The following is a 16,209-nucleotide window of genomic DNA, read 5'->3' on the forward strand; positions in this document are numbered from 1 at the left end:
AGTATGGCACCGCCGAGACTGCCCGTACTTTTGGTCGTCGCCGCTGAAGGAGGCCGTCCACTCGTCGGATCGATACAATAGCGTTATACCTCTCAGTTATTGTAGACTCCCCAACGGCACATGACTTCGTCTTCGCCACCCTCGGATTCTGCGGTACTCTCGCCGCTGTCACTGGATACGGTCTTGGAACTCTTAGCCAACCAACGCAGGCGGTTTGCACTCTACTCACTGCTCACTGCCGATGGTTCGTCCGTCGAATTCGAGCCACTGATTGAGGACGTTGCGACGCTTGAGGCAGCGCTCACGGAGGACGCGCTCACTCGCGAGCGGTATCAGGACGTTGCAGCGGATCTCTACCAGTGGCATCTCCCAGTGCTTGACGACGTAGGTATCATCGACTATGACCCCCGGCAGGACCTCATACGCGTGTTTGAGGATTCATGTCTTCGCAAATGGACACTCCGTGTGCAGCAGGACGAATTCTTGTAGTTCGAGCGTTCTAGGAGACGCAGTAGACGCCAGTGATACACGCAGCAATCGCCACTACGACGGCCAGCGTACTGAAGATGGCGTATACGCCGACGGCGATACTAACGATGGTCACCAGTCCGGTGAGCACTGAGGGTTGTCGCGTAATGCGTTCGCGCTGACGTCGTTGTTCGTGTTCCAGTTCGGCTCGTGTTTGAGGTCGTTGCATTGGATGTCGGGGTATTGCCCGAGTACGACGGAGAGATGTCTCTCCGGGCCCCGAGTGCTTGCTGTGGTCAGGTACCGACCGCCCAGAAGACGTGATCAACCACGAACGGCAAGTCAGCACCGTCTCTATAGTGCTGACTGCATTATGGCCGTTAGAACACGCGCCAGACGTTTCCCACTATGTGGTAGGGGGAGAGAATGGCGCGATGGGACGTCGAAAACGCGGCCGGATAGTGCATGCATTGATGGAATCAACGCGTGAATCCGGCCATCGGGGAGTGCCCGATCGTGACCGGACCTAGCGTCGATTGAAGAACGCGAGTGGTCCGAGCATGGTTGTGTATCCGCTCACGACTGTGTAGTCAATAGTTATAAAATTATTTGAGAATGGATAGCATTAGTCAGACAGAACCTTGTGCAACAAAACGCTTCTTAGACGTGAGGTGTTGTACAAAATCTACCATTTGACCTCGATTGGGATCCGTGCCACCGTTGGAATGATGAGGACGATTGGCGCGAGCAGTAGGCGTTCGTTGAATTGAGGGGCTCTTCTCGGCTGCCTCACCTGACCGCTCTATTGGAGTGTAATTCCGCCGACGCGCCGGCAGATAGCTTTCGCTCTACTCTAAAAAGGCATTGCTCGTTCAGTCCGGTAGCCCGATTGAGACAATCCTCTACTCCTATGTTGTCTATTATTCCTCACTAAACGTCGGGAGGTAGTCCATATTTAGATACTGAGTCATATCTTGATTTCGACTCGTTACCACGATATAATCCACTTTACTGACGCAGTCCGCCTCACGGACTCGTGTGACAAGTTCGTCAACCTTCTGGAGCGAAGGGAGGCTGCCGACGGCATACAAGTCGTATGTTCCGATCCCACGCGAGACGTGCCAGAATGGCTGTTCACAAAGAAGCCCGAACGCTTCATGCTTGGAATCTTTGGTATCTTTTGTAGACACTGCAACACGGAGGATTTCCCACGAGACCGTCTGGGGGTCCACTAGGAAGAATACAGTGGTCAGTTCGATGATCTTATCAACCCGGTATCTGACCCCCTCTGGACTCATTTCGTATCCCATTTCCGCTAAGGTGTCCGTGATCTCGGAATAGGGGACTCGTGGATTCTCCGCGAGTGCACGAAGAATTATCCCGTCAATATCGTCAAACGACTCGAATGTCTGTTTCGCCATAGGATCTCAATTAGTCCCACTGGCAGCTAAATGGTGTTGGCCTAACTGATTCCGCCATTCTTCTACTGAGTTTATGATATAACATTGTATCGAACCTGTGAGAGAGTACTTGAGATCTGCATTTGAGGATTTCGGTTATAGAATATCCCTTAAAGAGGTGCTCAATTCACTGTATCACAGGCAAATCGTGTATGTATAGTAAAATTATAAGTAGTAGTAGCATTACACCTAAATATGCGACACGTTACCAAAAGTCGTCGAAGCGTACTACAAAGCACTGCAGGGGCTATGGGTGGAGTATCACTTGCCTTGGCTGGTTGTTTAGGTGGAAGCAGCGAGGAGGGTGCTGTCGAACCCATCGAACTCATCGTAACGACCGAGGATTACGATCCGATTCGGTACGAGTTCGGCAACCTTATCGCCGAAAACTGGCGTGAACTAGGATTTGAGGTCGAAGTCACCCCACTAGCGTGGAATACGATCGTCTCACGAACGTTTGACGAGCAGAATTTCGACACGTTTACGCTAAACTGGGCCGGTCGTGCCGCGCGGCTGGATCCAGACGTATTCTGCTACTCACTCCATCATTCCTCTCAGACTGATCAGGGAGGCAACAATATGGTGAACTACGAAAGTTCTGAGTACGACGAATATGCAGAGGCCCAACGGAAAGCCTACGATGAAAACGAGCGGCAGGAGGCGGTCATGCAATGCCAAGAACTCTTCGCCGAAGACCAGCCTCGGACGCCTATCGCAAATCAGACACAGGCGATGCCATACCTTGAGGCTCGCTTTGACGATATTGTCAATATGATGGGCGAGGGACTGATGTCCTTTTGGACGGCGGTTGATTCCATGCCGGCAAATGGAGTTGAGCAGATCAGTCTTGGCTACCCCTCAGACGTCAATAACCTCAATCCGGTTGATGGGACGGCGAGTCACGACACGCAGACGATGCGGCTTATCTACGACAAACTCGTTCGGATCGATCAGGAGGGGATGGCGACCAATTGGCTCGCTGAGGATGTTACAGTGGTTGACGATACCACAATCAGAGCGACGATTCGTGATGGTCACCAGTGGCACGACGGGGAGGATCTGACGGTTGAGGACGTGAAGTTTTCCTTTGATTACTTAAATGAATATTCGTCTCTCCTCAGCTCGTTCATGGGTCCTTTAGAATCTACCGAAATTATCGACGAACGGACAGTCGAATTCACGCTGTCGGACTCGTTTGCGCCGTTCATTCCGGTTGGACTAGGTCAGGTCTTCATCATCCCTCAGCACATCTGGGAGAATATCCCCGAGGACCTGGATGGCGTCTCGGAGCCGGTTGGATGGGAGAATCCCGAACCCGTCGGGAGTGGCCCGTTCGAATTTGTCAGCTGGAATCGAGATGAACAGATGGTTCTCCAAGCGAATCAGAACCACTTTCATACGCCGAACATTCCAGAGCTTATCAAGATCCCCGGGGCCGACATGCAGAGTCTAGTGCGGCTCCTCGAAGATGAGTCGCTTGACATGATTGGGTGGGTGCCGGGTCCTGACACTGTCAACCGTCTCGATTCCGAAATTGATCATGTCACCATTAGCTCGATTGATAGCCACAATTGGTACCATATCAACTACCAGCTTGAACGTCCCCCGTTCGACGATGTCGCGGTCAGACACGCACTTGCAGACGCGATTCCGAAACAGGACATTGTTGACATCGTGATGGACGGTATGGGGACGGTGACCCACACATTCATGGCCGCTGTCAATGACTTCTGGCATAATCCCGACGTCAGAGAGTTCGGGAATGATCTCGGAAGGGCACAAATTACGCTCGAAGAAGCCGGCTACACGCTTGAAAACGGTCGGCTCTATTACCCGGAGGAGTAACTTGAGGAGAACGTATTCACCTTCCCTTTGGCGAACGAGAGATGCGCCACTACCAGTCGGACGGCACTGGCAGTGTTATCATCTGAATTTACGGGGGTACGATCGATAATGGGGCTTCAAGAATTCGTTGTTCGGCGTATCGCCCAGCTAGTTTTCACTTTCTGGGTATTCGTCACGATGCTCTTCGTCCTGTTTAGGGCCGCACCGGGCGATCCGACTTCAATGTATGTCACCCAAGGGATGTCCGCAGAGGCACGTGCGGCAACGATTAGACGCCTCGGATTAGATCAACCGCTCCACCAGCAGTACATCGACTACATCGGCCAGTTGCTTACAGGCGAATTCGGGACCTCGTTTCGGTACAACGAACCGGTATGGGATATTCTCGTCGTAAAGTTCTGGAACACGGTCATTCTGATGGGATCGGCGCTATTGCTAGCGTACGTACTTGGCATCACGTTTGGCGCTTTGCTAGGATGGTACCGTGGATCGTCGTTCGAGCGTGGCGGAATTATCGTCGCACTGATGGCCCGCTCCTCGCCAGAGTTTTGGACAGGTATTATCATCCTCTCGATCTTCTCATTCGGACTTGGCCTGTTCCCCTCGGGGGGAATGCGTGCCGTCGGAACGCAACCTGATAGCTTCATGGCGAGGTACCTCGCTTGGGACTTTGTTTATCACATGATCTTACCGATGCTCGCCGGCGCCATCTACTACATGGCAACCCCAATGCTGCTGATGCGAAACACGATGCTTGATGTTCTGAAGGCTGATTTCATCGAAATAAAGAAGGCGGAAGGTCTCTCCGAGCGCCGGATCCTGTTCCGACACGCTGCGAGGAACTCTGTGTTGCCCCTCGTCACGATCATCGCTATCGTCTCCGGAACGGCGATCGGTGGTTCTCTGATAATCGAGACAGTATTCAATTGGCCTGGAATGGGCCGTGAAATGGTTGAGTCAATCAGTTACAATGACTACCCCGTCGCTATGGGGACGTTCTTTCTCATGGGATCGGTGGTTATCATTATGAACTTCTTCGCCGATCTCGCTTACGGCTACCTTGATCCGCGGGTACAGTATGATTGAGAGAACACCAGATAGATCACATATGATATTGAAAATAGCACACACGACAGGGCGAACAAACCCCGAAACGACGATTAAGAGGTGTAGCAATGGGAACTGACGGTAATCAGACCGAAGTTCTCAACTCCCAGCCCGGGACCTCGCATAGGTTCACAGTGACTGATCGACTCAGCAAACAGTTATCTGAAATCACCGGATTGCTACGCGCCAACCGGATGGGACAAATTGGGGTGACCCTTCTCTTCGTCTTCGTACTAATGGGTCTATTTGGTCGATATCTTGCCCCTCACGATCCAAATGCGATCAACCGTGCTGCTGACGGTTCCGCTCTTCGGCTCATGGAACCATCTCTCACACATCCGCTGGGAACGACAAACCTTGGTCGTGATGTCGCGTCGCAAGTTCTCGTTGGTGCTCGAGTATCGCTGCTTATCGGCTTTCTTGCCGCATTCGTTTCCGTATTCATCGGCGTGAATATCGGACTCATCAGCGGGTACTTCGGCGGCTGGGTCGACGATGGACTGATGCGTCTAGCAGATATCGCGTACGGATTGCCCTTCCTCCCATTCGTCCTCGTACTTGTGTTTCTCTTGGGACCGAGTCTCTGGAGTATCGTTATTGTTATTAGTCTGATTCTTTGGCGCTCGACGGCCCGGGTAATACGATCGCAGGTTCTCAGCCACAAACAGCGTCCGTACGTTGAGTCAGCGCGGGCTATCGGTGCGAGCGACCTTCGGATTATGTATCGCCATATTCTCCCGAATGTACTTCCGCTCGCATTTCTGTATGGCTCGTTCTCGGTTGCGTGGGCGGTCATCGCAGAGGCGAGCATCTCATTTCTCGGCTTCGGTGATCCAAGCATGACGTCATGGGGCCAGATGCTCTTCGATGCCTACACTGCTGGCGCCGTCCGGTTCGCGTGGTGGTGGGTGGTTCCACCGGGAATCTGCATCATGCTGATGGTGATGTCTGTGTTCTTCATCGGCCGTGCACTTGAACAGTTGACTAATCCAGAACTCCGTCATTCCGAATAAAATGAGTATACTCCGAACCGACCGGACGAAATCGTCCGACCGAATTCGAGTACAGTCGTGGACGCGCCAACGCGTCTTGAAGAATCCAACACGAGTCCAGCAAGAGGGACCAACCCAATGACGCTGGTACGAATTGATGGGCTGAAAACGCACTATCAAACGGAGGAAGGGAATGTCGCGGCAGCCGACGGTGTGTCTCTGTCAGTGTCCCCCAACGAAACGCTGGGGCTTGTCGGAGAGAGCGGTAGCGGCAAGACAACCGTCGCTAAGTCGATTATTCGGCTTCTCCCCGATAACGGCGAGATCGTTGAGGGGACGATCGAGTACGAGGACAGGGATATTACAGAGATGTCGATGAAGGAAGTCCGACGAGAACTCCGCTGGAAGGAAATCTCTATGATCCCGCAAAACGCAATGAACGGGTTTGACCCCGTTCACACCGTCTGTAACCAGATCATCGAGGTGATCCAGGCACACGAATCCGACACTTCCAAGGCCGAGGCTCGCAAGCGAGCCGAGGACCTGTTCGAAGAACTCGGACTCGACCGGGATCGGATCGACGATTATCCCCACCAATTCTCCGGCGGAATGGCCCAGCGGGCGATGATCGCGCTCGCGCTGGCGGTTAACCCTGCAGTTGTCCTTGCAGACGAACCAACGACCGCCCTTGACGTAGTAATCCAAGACCGGATTCTGCAGACTATCTCGGAACTTCAAGACGAGTTCGACACCGCGATGATCCTGATCACCCACGACATGTCCGTGGTCTCGGAAACCTGCGACAGGATCGCGGTGATGTACGGTGGTCGTGTCGTAGAGTCTGCCGACGCTGATACAATTATTAGAAACCCTCGACATCCGTATACACTTGGGCTCAGAAATGCGTTTCCTGACATTACCGCCGATTCTCAAGAATTGATATCCATCCCAGGAACACCACCAAATCTCACAGATCCCGATGAAGGATGCCGCTTTGCCCCGCGGTGTCCGTTCGCTGAGGAGCGCTGCTGGGAGGAGACGCCCGAACCAGAAGAGTTCGGAGACGGGCACGTCGTTGAGTGCCACCGTGCTGATGAGGCTGAAATGCTCCGCAAGGAGGCCAGCAAACGTGAGACGTGGCAGAAACTGCGCAATCAATCTAAAGAAACTGCCTCGGTTGGAGGTAACAATGAGTGATGGACAAGTAGTCCCTCCTGAGGACGCCAAACTTGCCGTCGAGAACCTGGTTAAGCACTTTCCGGTTAACGAGGGTATCGTTTCCCGGCTTTTCAACCGGGGAAGCCGTGAGCACGTTCACGCCGTGGACGGCGTCACTCTGTCGGTGAAGGAAGGTGAGACATTCGGCCTAGCCGGCGAGTCGGGATGTGGAAAGACGACGCTCGGTAAAACAGCAATTCGTCTCCATGATCCCACAGCAGGGCGCATTTATTTCGACGGGGAGGATGTGAGCGAATTCACTGACAATGAATTATTTGATTTTCGTCGGGAGGCACAGGTCATTCATCAGGACCCGTATCAGTCGTTGAATCCAAAGTGGACCGTCTATCGGTGGGTAAAAGAGCCCCTTGATGTCCACGATATCGGAACACCAGAGGAGCGAGCGAACAAGGTCTACGACACTCTTGAAAAAGCGGGTCTTCGGCCAGCACAGGCGTATGCTCAGGAGTATCCCTCAGAACTGAGTGGTGGAGAACGTCAACGAGTCGGCATTGCTCGCGCGCTGGCGCTGGACCCCTCATTTCTTCTTGCAGACGAACCGGCGAGCATGCTTGACGTGAGCATTCGAGCGAGTATCCTCGATCTCTTCGAGAATCTTCAAGAGGAGTTTGGACTTACGGCAGTGTACATTAGCCACGATCTCTCCCTTCTGAAGCATATGTGTGATCGGATTGGCGTCATGTACGCCGGGAAGATCGTTGAGATCGGACCAACTGAGAAAATAATATCTGATCCAAAACATCCGTACACGCAGGCATTAGTCGGCTCTATGCCGATTATCAACCCCGATATTGAACGTGAGCCTGTCGAGCTAGAGGGGGAGGTACCAGACCTCACGGAGACAATGAATCGATGTCGGTTTTACGACCGATGTCCGGAAGCAATGCCGAGCTGTCAGGACGGAGAGCCACCTATGTTCACCGTCGACAAGAACCGACACGCACGATGTATTCTCTACGATGAATACGCTGCTGAGACGGCAGAAACAACGGAATCAGTATAATGGAACTTAGATCGGAGCTGCTAGAGGAGTTGACCTGGATGGAGATCGAATCAGCAATCGACCGTGGAGTGAAGACGATTCTCGTTCCGGCCGGATCCGTCGAACAGCACGGGCCACACCTTGGTATCCTAAAAGACGCCGCCTGGGCCGAAGCCATGGGAGTAGAACTAGCGAAGGAGCTTGGTGATACGCTTGTCGCGCCTGTGATTCGACCGGGGTGCTCAGATCACCATATGGGCTTCAGCGGGACGATCAGTTATCGACCGGAAACGTTGATGCGCGTTTTGGAGGACTACTGTCGAAGTCTCGATTCCCACGGGTTTGAACACATTGTCCTGTTCTCGCTCCACGGTGGGAATTTTCCTGCGATGAATGCGATCCTACCGTCTATCGCGGACGAGGTCGATGCACAGATTATCACGCTGCTCGACAAGGAGTTGCTAATCGACCCATTGATGGAAAGCCTGGCTCAAATGGAAATCCCTTCTGAAGCTCGAGGCCACGGTGGGGCAGCAGTGACTGCTTCTGTATGGTACCTACGCCCAGATCTCGTGCTCGAAGAGGAGTTCACGCCAGGATTTATTGGAGACGTCTCAACGTCGAAATTGATGACAAATGGCCTCGACGCGGTAACAGAACTGGGTCATATGGGTGATCCAACTTATGCAACACGTGAGCTCGGCGAAGAGGTGACGACCCGACTTGTGAGCGCGTTCTCTGAACGTATCCGAACTGAACGAGGTGATTCTCATGCATAAAATCGAAACCACAATAGATGATCAACTCTCGGCGTATCGCTCTACCCTGTTCGAACTGCTAGCTCAGCCGAGTATCAGCGCGACGGGTGAGGGAATGGAGCGCTGCGCGGAGTTGTTGCTGTCGATTCTTGACGAATACCAGTTTGATCGAGTCGAGCAGATCGAGACGAGCAGGTATCCGCTTATCTATGCCGAACGTATTGTTGATGAGTCAGCACCAACGGTCACGTTCTACGGACATTACGACGTCCAACCGCCGGGAGTATCAGACGACTGGGAGTCGCCGGCGTTCGAGCCGACGATCCGCAATGAGTCGATATACGCTCGTGGTGCTGGAGACAACAAGGGACAGTTCCTCACGCACGTCTTCGCATTCGATGCGTTGAGCCGCATTGCCGACGATACGGACGTCAACGTCAAGCTTCTCGTCGAAGGTGGTGAGGAGAGCGGAAGCACCGGTCTAATCGAATACCTGGGCGACGCCCCGACGGAACTTGCTGACACTGACTTGGTCTATGTCGCGGATGGGCCGATGCATGCATCGCGGAAGCCGACTATTATCTACGGCAACCGGGGGATCCTTTCCTACCAGCTTGATCTCAAGACTGCAGATGCGGACCTGCATTCGGGCAACTTCGGAGGACCGATTCCGAACGCAGCTAACGAGTTGATTGCTGTTGTCTCCTCAATGTTTGATGGTGACAAGGTGACGGTTGAGGGCTTCTCTGAAAATGTAAACATCTCAGCCACGGATCGGGAGTTAGTCGAGGACATCCCAATTGATGAGATGGCTCTAAAATCCGACCTTGGAATCAAGGAGTTCGCCACTGACGACCCTTACTACGAACGGCTGCTCCTAGAACCAACGTTGACGGTCAACGGACTCTCAAGCGGCTATGAAGGTGAGGGGAAGAAGACAATCATCCCACATCAGGCGACCGTCAAGCTTGACTCGCGGCTCGTACCAGATCAGGACCCTGATCAGGTCTTTGAGCGGATCACTAACCATGTCAAGCGTGAGAACCCCGATATCGAGGTGACAAAGATGGGCTCGTTCCCACCGATGAAAACACCGATTGATACGCCGGCAGCGAGGCCACTTGCAGCAGCTCTCAAGGCGGTGTGGGGCATGGACCCCGTCGAGATGCCGCTACTGGGTGGCAGTCTTCCCGCAGCACACTTCCGGACGAAGCTGAACGTACCTGTATTGGTCGTTCCGTATGCGAACCCCGATCAGGGAAACCATTCGCCGAACGAGCATCTTGACTTAGACTGCTTCCGAAATGGGATTGAAACAACCGCACGGTTCTTACAGAAGTTCCCCGATGACAGTGGCCTCTAACATCATGTATAGGGAACTCGAACCCGGTGTTCACTGGCTGTATGAACCGGGACCAGATCGATCTGGAATGATCGAGGAAATGAACCCAGTTCCGAACTGGTACGATGAGGATGAATCCGTCCATATCCCGCAATGTGCATATCTTCTCAACGGCGGCGACGTGACACTCCTAATAGACACCCTCTCCCCAGCAAGCATGGATTAACTCCCTTCGGAACTTTACACACTTCTTGAGGATGATCTGAATTACCGCATTGTATCACACCCGGACGTCCTGCACGCGGGCGGAACGGGCGTGACACACCGAGTATGATTCAACTGTTGTCGCACTACGCTCTGGGTACGGATGTGGTTCGGGCAATTCGGTAAACTCGTGCTGAAAGTGGCTGTGAGAACTGTCGAACTTGCTTCCTAGCTTCGGCTAGTAGAGAGACTATGCTACCAAATTTCGTGTGGGTCGACACCATACCCTCCCAAAGGTCTTTGTTTCGACAAGATAGATGCAGATGCATGTCTTCTCGCAAACCAGTATGCCTTGAGGAGATGGTATGGCCAGAGGTCGAATCTGCCCTTGAAAACGGAACACGGACAGCAATCGTGGCTGTCGGTTCGATCGAACAACACGGCCCACATCTGCCGTTGAATATGGATACGCTGGACGGGGACGAGCTTTCACGCCGAATTGCGAGAGAGCTAGGCGATGCCCTCGCCGCCCCTACGATTCGCCCCGGATGCTCGGGCCATCACATGGAGTTTCCTGGCACGATCACTCTCCCACCCGAAACACTGATGGACGTGATCCGGTCGTACTGCCGATCCCTCGACGCACATGGCTTCGAGTACATCGTCCTCGTTCCGACCCACGGTGGTAACTTTGGGCCGGTCAAGACTGTGGCTCCCGACATTGCCCGCGAACTCGAATCTACGGTGATTGCACTTGCCGATCTTGACGAACACATGCAGTTGCTGAACGAGGGGCTTAGCGAAGCAGGCATCGAGTACGATCAGGACGTGATCCACGCCGGGGCAGCCGAGACGGCGATGGTGCTGGCCATCGACGAGGGTCTCGTCAGGGTTGAGAACATCGAACCCGGGCCCGAAGGCGAGATTTCGACAGCCCGTTTGCTAAGTGAGGGATTCAAATCCATTACCGAAAACGGTGTCCTCGGGGATCCAACCAGGGCCACCTCCGACGCAGGAAACGTGATTATCCAGAACGTCGTGGAGACGTACGTTGAGCATATCAACACTGAACGCGATGCAGTCTGATTGAGCGACCTGCTGACCCTTGTGTGATTTGCTGTTGGCTTTGACCCGAATCGGATACGTCTCATCATCGACACGGCGGATACAGATGTTGTCTATCCACTTGCAGCGGCATTCGCGACCGAAATAACGCAATCGACAGTGAAATCGACCTATGGAACCCCGGCAAACATCGAGCTCTCGTTCTATCCCGGACTGCAATGAAGGCCCCGGGATCAAGCTCGTGCTTGAACAACGGGTTATCTCGCAGCTTTCGAAACATCAACTATCCGTTCTTAGTTCGTTCATGTAAAGATCAAACCGTTCGACAAGGTTGGGCGGCTTGCCATCCGTTTTTAGTCCGCTTCTTCAACAGGATGAACACGTTGTCTGCCGTCACCATCGGCGATCGGTCGTACTTGTTTGTCAACGTGAGCTGAACTAGCAAGTCAATAGCGTACCGCATGAGATATCAGATAAGTCTTCAACATCCTTTTTTCAATTCTCTGCTTATATGTCAGATTTTTACTCCCTTCCTGTGATATGGAACCATTTTATACAGCATCATTCAATGGTGACACATGAGTGTCGGAGCCCTGCTTATCGCCTTGTTGGTTGGTGGTGTGCTTGGATATTACTTACCGTTTAGCCGAACCCAACAGATAGGTGATGGCATCATCTTCGTTGGTCTCGCAATCCTCCTCATTGCGATCGGTGCACAACTCGGAGGTGATGACCAAATCTTGCAGGATTTGAATACGATTGGTGGATCTGCACTTGTGCTGTGTCTAGGAACTATCATCGGTAGTATCATGTGTGTCTACCTAAGCTTAGTGATCACGTCAATCGCCGACCCACTGTCCGCCCCATCCGAGGAGAACGAGCTCACTGATCAAGGCTCACCATCAGAGCGAGGAGCTGATGGTTTCGATTGGAAGATCACGGCTCTCATTTTCATCTCGCTCGTGGTTGGTCTCAGATTCTCGACCATCGGACTTTCAGAGCATCTCGTCACAAGTCTTGGATTTATCTCCGATTATGCGCTCTTGGCGCTGCTATTCGGCGTTGGCGTTACAGTTGGAAGCGATACCGAAGCCTTGCGTCATATCGTACATATCGGATGGGCCGTGCTTTTGATTCCAGTCGCTGTGGCTGTCGGGAGCATTTTGGGTGGCGTACTGGTTGGAATGGTCATCAACATGCCCGTCACCCACGCTGCAGCAGTCGCAGCAGGGTTCGGCTGGTACAGTTACGCGGGGGTCGTCGTGTTTGATCTCGGTGGGATGAAACTGGGCGCGATTGCGTTTCTCGCGAATCTCTTTCGAGAAATTGTTACATTCTTAGTGCTGCCAGCCGTTACTAAGTACTTCGGTGGGGTAACAAGTATTGCGCCTGGTGGCGCAACGACGATGGACGTGACACTTCCACTGATTCAGCGTGTTTCTGGTGAGAAGTTCGTGATTCCAGCACTGATCAACGGACTCGTACTGTCTGTAACCGCGACTGTTCTCATTCCGATCATACTGGAGATCTAATGACGAACACGAAACCCCTCATCGAATAAACCGGCTCATCGTCGCAGTGTCACTCCTAGGCAAACAAATGCATGGAGATCCACAATATCAAATTTAAATAATTTGTAAGTTGAAACTACAGCAGATTTATCGGATCTGTGATGCGTAGTTTTGAGGATGAGTGATTAGAAACTGCTTCAGATAGGTTCTTTATCGCTCTCTCCTGTCGTACCGCCTAGCCATATCGGTGACTCTCTAAGATTTCTTGCAGTCTTCCCACTCAGAAACCGCCCTATCATGGACTGAACGTCTCACTACCCGATCCCCCGTTTGTTCTTTAGCGGCGTGAGCGTATTATCCACCGTCACGATTGGCGAGTGTTTATACTTATTAGTCAATCAGTCCACATAACCAGATCAACCGCTCATCGGATTGAATACAACAGACACGCGAATATGAAACACAAGAACCACAGCACGAGCGTCTCTACTATCGTCACAACCAGGAATCATTTGGTACTCTTACAGCGGCTCTCAACCTTCCGCCGGTAGCTGTACTTGAGATCGGTATAGAGTGACTTCCTATATTCCAAACAATACTGCGATTAGTATAAGCGAAGTGGTACTAACGATGACGAGTGAAAGGAAGACTAGGAGTATAGGTTTTAGGCCTGTATTTCTGAGGGTCTCGAAACGTATCTCGAGACCGAGGCCAGCAAATGCAAGCAGGAACAACCAGTTAGAGACGTTTTCAAGGGAAATAATTTGCTCGTTAGATAGGATTCCAGAATTTGCGATAATCATCACACCAAAAAACCCAATGACGAATTTTGGGAATGTATCCCTTATTGCTTTGATTGAGAAGGATTCTTCAAAAGACTGGAACTGATCACGCTGCATATACCAGAATGAATATACAATAACTGCACCACCAATGAGTGCATTTCGAGAAAGTTTTACTAATACTGCCCACTGGCCGGCCGTATCAGAGAATGCGAACCCTGCAGCCGCAACCGGACCAGTACTGAACATAGTAGTCCCTGCCCAAATGCCGAATGCGACGTCTGAAAGGCCTAGTGCCCGCCCCAACAAGGGATAAGCAAATATTGTGAGAGCGTCGAATAATAGTACTGTTGCGGCTGCGTAGGCAATTTGATCTTGTCGTGCTCTGATTGCTCCGGCGACCGCGACGATAGCAGAAACACCACAAATGCTGGAACCAGCTGCGAGAAGTGAACCAACTTCTTCAGGAATATTGAAAAATGTGCGAGTTAGCAGCTCTAATATAATAATGGAAAGAGATGAGATAAGCACGATAAATAACAATATTTGTGGTCCTGCCTCAATGACTTGATCAAACGCAATACTAGCACCCATTAGAACAATCCCACATTCCAGCCAGAGTTTATGTGTCTTTGAGCCAGGTTGTGCCCAAGTGGGGGTTCCTATTGTATTTCCGATAATCAGCCCAATGAGAATAGATAAAATGAGATAGTTTACGCCAGGTAATCTACTTGCAATGAATCGGCCAGTGAGTCCAATAACTAACAAAACGAAGAGACCAGGAATGTATCGTTTAATACTGGAAATCACCATGGTATATAAACTTCGAAGATGATGATCGTTATCAGTATCATTGAACTGATCACAACTGCTTGCCATCCCCGCTCAAGTTGCCTCCAACCACGACTAATACATGCGAAAAACTGAAAAATTGTATTCTGTGATTGAACTGCTCTCATTCGATTATCCTTGGATCATCCTTTTAAGTGGTTTACTCGTGAGTGCGAAGAGTGCTAAGAGCCAAAGTACAATAGTAATTGGACTAGATATAAATAGAATTGATGGGTCACCTTGACTCAATTCAAGTGACCGCCGGAAGGCACCTTCTGCTAACGGTCCAAGAATGACACCAAGGACTAATGGAATGAGAGAGTAGTCGTGTTCTCTCATTGTGAATCCAAGAACACCAAAGAGAATCATAAACCAAGCATCAAACAAGGATGAATTGAGAGCATACACTCCAATAACGGTCAATACAAGAATAATTGGAACTAACCATTGAGTAGGAAGCAGAACGACTCGAACGATATACCGAGAAATAGCGAGAGCAAAGAACAATAGAACGATATTAGCAGCGATAAGCGAGAGCATGATCGCCGTCGCTTCAGCACCAAATACTTCCATTAGCTGAGGTCCTGGTTGAAGTCCGTGTAGTAACAACGCGGCCAGCATCACCGCAGTTGTTCCACTTCCAGGAATTCCCAGAACGAGTGTTGGTATAAGAGAGCTAGAAGTGACAGCATTGTTTGATGCTTCTGAAGCAATAACTCCTTCCGGATTGCCTTTTCCGAACTGGTCAGGATTATCAGAAGCACGTTTGGCTTCTCCCCAGCTGATGAAGTTGGCGACCGAGGTACCTGCACCGGGGATCGAACCGATAATTGTGCCGATACTAGTAGCTCGGAAAAGTTGGAACGGATTTTTTAATGCGTATTGAACGCCTTCAAAGACGTTATCGTAGGAGTCAACATCAATGTCCGTATCACTGATTTTTTCTTTTTTGATGAGATAGAGTAACTCTGAGATGGCAAATAATCCGACAATAATGGGTATAAACGGTAGATCAGAGTACAGCTCAGGAAATCCAAAGTCTAGTCGTCGCTGGCCTGTAACTGGGTCTAACGTGATTGCGGCTATAAGCAAACCAAACAGTCCTGAGAGTAGCCCTTTGGCGATGTTGTCGCCTAGTACAGATGCTAGGGCGATTATACCGAACATAGAGAGTGCAAAGAATTCTGGCTGTCCGAATAAGAATGCGATCTCTGCAACAGGGTTGATGAGTAGTACAAGGAAGATGGCGGAGGTTAGCCCGCCGAATACGCTTGCAGCAATAGAAATACCGATTGCTTGTCCTGCTTTCCCTTGCTGACTCATTGGATATGCATCCAATACAGTCGCAGTAGCACCAGCAGTACCTGGTGTGTTTATCAGTACTGCAGGAATGGCTCCTCCATAGTTGGCTCCGACGTAAATAGCAGCTAGAAACACGACAGCCGTTTCAGGGGCCATTGCCAACGTGAAGGGAAGTGCAATAGCCACGGTGTTTGTGCCAGTAAACCCTGGTATGGCGCCTGCTACGATGCCGATACAGACTGCAATACTAATTAGTAGCAGATTCTGTATAGACAGAAGGATTCCTAATCCTTGAATGAGATTATCGATCATGCTATAGTT

At 51.3% G+C, this 16,209-nt stretch carries 14 protein-coding genes and 1 pseudogene; 12 read left to right on the forward strand and 3 right to left on the reverse strand.

Features of this window, described 5'->3' with window-relative positions; translation table 11 throughout:
- Positions 1-120 precede the first annotated feature (120 nt).
- Positions 121-489 (forward strand): DUF7344 domain-containing protein, encoded by a 369-nt coding sequence (locus HACJB3_RS21355; protein ID WP_008415557.1) that lies wholly within the window; start codon positions 121-123, stop codon positions 487-489.
- 899 nt (positions 490-1,388) lie between these two features.
- On the opposite strand, the gene HACJB3_RS16865 is transcribed toward HACJB3_RS21355, so the two are convergent.
- Positions 1,389-1,889: an Lrp/AsnC family transcriptional regulator gene (locus HACJB3_RS16865; RefSeq protein WP_008415556.1), complete on the reverse strand. Its 501-nt coding sequence runs from the start codon at positions 1,887-1,889 to the stop codon at positions 1,389-1,391.
- Between the two features lie 234 nt (positions 1,890-2,123).
- Between HACJB3_RS16865 and HACJB3_RS16870 the strand changes: the two genes are divergently transcribed.
- The 11 genes and pseudogenes from HACJB3_RS16870 to HACJB3_RS16910 all read left to right on the forward strand — a co-directional run bounded on the left by HACJB3_RS16870 (position 2,124) and on the right by HACJB3_RS16910 (position 12,994).
- Positions 2,124-3,773, forward strand: a complete 1,650-nt coding sequence (locus HACJB3_RS16870) for an ABC transporter substrate-binding protein (protein ID WP_238532955.1) — start codon at positions 2,124-2,126, stop codon at positions 3,771-3,773.
- 108 nt (positions 3,774-3,881) lie between these two features.
- The gene (locus HACJB3_RS16875; protein ID WP_008415554.1) at positions 3,882-4,859 is read left to right on the forward strand and encodes an ABC transporter permease; all 978 of its coding nucleotides are present in this window, start codon (positions 3,882-3,884) and stop codon (positions 4,857-4,859) included.
- 89 nt (positions 4,860-4,948) lie between these two features.
- Positions 4,949-5,893, forward strand: coding sequence for an ABC transporter permease (locus HACJB3_RS16880; protein ID WP_008415553.1), 945 nt, complete (start codon positions 4,949-4,951; stop codon positions 5,891-5,893).
- A 117-nt stretch (positions 5,894-6,010) separates the two neighbouring features.
- On the forward strand, positions 6,011-7,069 hold the full coding sequence (locus HACJB3_RS16885) for an ABC transporter ATP-binding protein (RefSeq protein WP_008415552.1): 1,059 nt from the start codon (positions 6,011-6,013) through the stop codon (positions 7,067-7,069).
- Positions 7,062-8,114, forward strand: coding sequence for an ABC transporter ATP-binding protein (locus HACJB3_RS16890; RefSeq protein ID WP_008415551.1), 1,053 nt, complete (start codon positions 7,062-7,064; stop codon positions 8,112-8,114). Before HACJB3_RS16885 ends, HACJB3_RS16890 begins: the two co-directional genes overlap by 8 nt.
- Complete coding sequence (locus tag HACJB3_RS16895) at positions 8,114-8,872, forward strand: creatininase family protein (protein ID WP_008415550.1); 759 nt, start codon at positions 8,114-8,116, stop codon at positions 8,870-8,872. The genes HACJB3_RS16890 and HACJB3_RS16895 overlap by 1 nt, the downstream gene beginning before the upstream one ends.
- On the forward strand, positions 8,865-10,214 hold the full coding sequence (locus HACJB3_RS16900; RefSeq protein WP_008415549.1) for a M20/M25/M40 family metallo-hydrolase: 1,350 nt from the start codon (positions 8,865-8,867) through the stop codon (positions 10,212-10,214). The genes HACJB3_RS16895 and HACJB3_RS16900 overlap by 8 nt, the downstream gene beginning before the upstream one ends.
- Positions 10,215-10,218: 4 nt before the next feature.
- On the forward strand, positions 10,219-10,419 hold the full coding sequence (locus tag HACJB3_RS19810) for a hypothetical protein (RefSeq protein WP_148258276.1): 201 nt from the start codon (positions 10,219-10,221) through the stop codon (positions 10,417-10,419).
- Between the two features lie 305 nt (positions 10,420-10,724).
- Positions 10,725-11,483 carry a creatininase family protein gene (locus HACJB3_RS16905; RefSeq protein ID WP_049934721.1) on the forward strand — a complete coding sequence of 253 codons (759 nt, stop codon included), beginning with the start codon at positions 10,725-10,727 and terminating at the stop codon, positions 11,481-11,483.
- 30 nt (positions 11,484-11,513) lie between these two features.
- Positions 11,514-11,681, forward strand: a pseudogene (locus HACJB3_RS20860) (tryptophan--tRNA ligase); the annotation flags it as partial.
- A 359-nt stretch (positions 11,682-12,040) separates the two neighbouring features.
- Positions 12,041-12,994 (forward strand): lysine exporter LysO family protein, encoded by a 954-nt coding sequence (locus tag HACJB3_RS16910; protein ID WP_013199636.1) that lies wholly within the window; start codon positions 12,041-12,043, stop codon positions 12,992-12,994.
- 560 nt (positions 12,995-13,554) lie between these two features.
- Here the strand turns inward: HACJB3_RS16910 and HACJB3_RS16915 are convergent.
- Positions 13,555-14,568 carry a YeiH family protein gene (locus HACJB3_RS16915; RefSeq protein WP_049934723.1) on the reverse strand — a complete coding sequence of 338 codons (1,014 nt, stop codon included), beginning with the start codon at positions 14,566-14,568 and terminating at the stop codon, positions 13,555-13,557.
- A gap of 150 nt (positions 14,569-14,718) precedes the next feature.
- A complete protein-coding gene (locus HACJB3_RS16920; RefSeq protein ID WP_008415539.1) occupies positions 14,719-16,200 on the reverse strand; it encodes a tripartite tricarboxylate transporter permease in 1,482 nt (493 codons plus the stop codon).
- Between the last annotated feature and the right edge of the window lie 9 nt (positions 16,201-16,209).

This window comes from Halalkalicoccus jeotgali B3 (assembly GCF_000196895.1).
GTDB lineage: Archaea > Halobacteriota > Halobacteria > Halobacteriales > Halalkalicoccaceae > Halalkalicoccus > Halalkalicoccus jeotgali.

Bases quoted from the DNA above. Each gene is read 5' to 3' on its own strand.
- HACJB3_RS21355 (WP_008415557.1), top strand. From the start codon at position 121: ATGACTTCGTCTTCGCCACCCTCGGATTCTGCGGTACTCTCGCCGCTG.
- HACJB3_RS16865 (WP_008415556.1), bottom strand. From the start codon at position 1,889: ATGGCGAAACAGACATTCGAGTCGTTTGACGATATTGACGGGATAATT.
- HACJB3_RS16870 (WP_238532955.1), top strand. From the start codon at position 2,124: ATGCGACACGTTACCAAAAGTCGTCGAAGCGTACTACAAAGCACTGCA.
- HACJB3_RS16875 (WP_008415554.1), top strand. From the start codon at position 3,882: ATGGGGCTTCAAGAATTCGTTGTTCGGCGTATCGCCCAGCTAGTTTTC.
- HACJB3_RS16880 (WP_008415553.1), top strand. From the start codon at position 4,949: ATGGGAACTGACGGTAATCAGACCGAAGTTCTCAACTCCCAGCCCGGG.
- HACJB3_RS16885 (WP_008415552.1), top strand. From the start codon at position 6,011: ATGACGCTGGTACGAATTGATGGGCTGAAAACGCACTATCAAACGGAG.
- HACJB3_RS16890 (WP_008415551.1), top strand. From the start codon at position 7,062: ATGAGTGATGGACAAGTAGTCCCTCCTGAGGACGCCAAACTTGCCGTC.
- HACJB3_RS16895 (WP_008415550.1), top strand. From the start codon at position 8,114: ATGGAACTTAGATCGGAGCTGCTAGAGGAGTTGACCTGGATGGAGATC.
- HACJB3_RS16900 (WP_008415549.1), top strand. From the start codon at position 8,865: ATGCATAAAATCGAAACCACAATAGATGATCAACTCTCGGCGTATCGC.
- HACJB3_RS19810 (WP_148258276.1), top strand. From the start codon at position 10,219: ATGTATAGGGAACTCGAACCCGGTGTTCACTGGCTGTATGAACCGGGA.
- HACJB3_RS16905 (WP_049934721.1), top strand. From the start codon at position 10,725: ATGTCTTCTCGCAAACCAGTATGCCTTGAGGAGATGGTATGGCCAGAG.
- HACJB3_RS16910 (WP_013199636.1), top strand. From the start codon at position 12,041: ATGAGTGTCGGAGCCCTGCTTATCGCCTTGTTGGTTGGTGGTGTGCTT.
- HACJB3_RS16915 (WP_049934723.1), bottom strand. From the start codon at position 14,568: ATGGTGATTTCCAGTATTAAACGATACATTCCTGGTCTCTTCGTTTTG.
- HACJB3_RS16920 (WP_008415539.1), bottom strand. From the start codon at position 16,200: ATGATCGATAATCTCATTCAAGGATTAGGAATCCTTCTGTCTATACAG.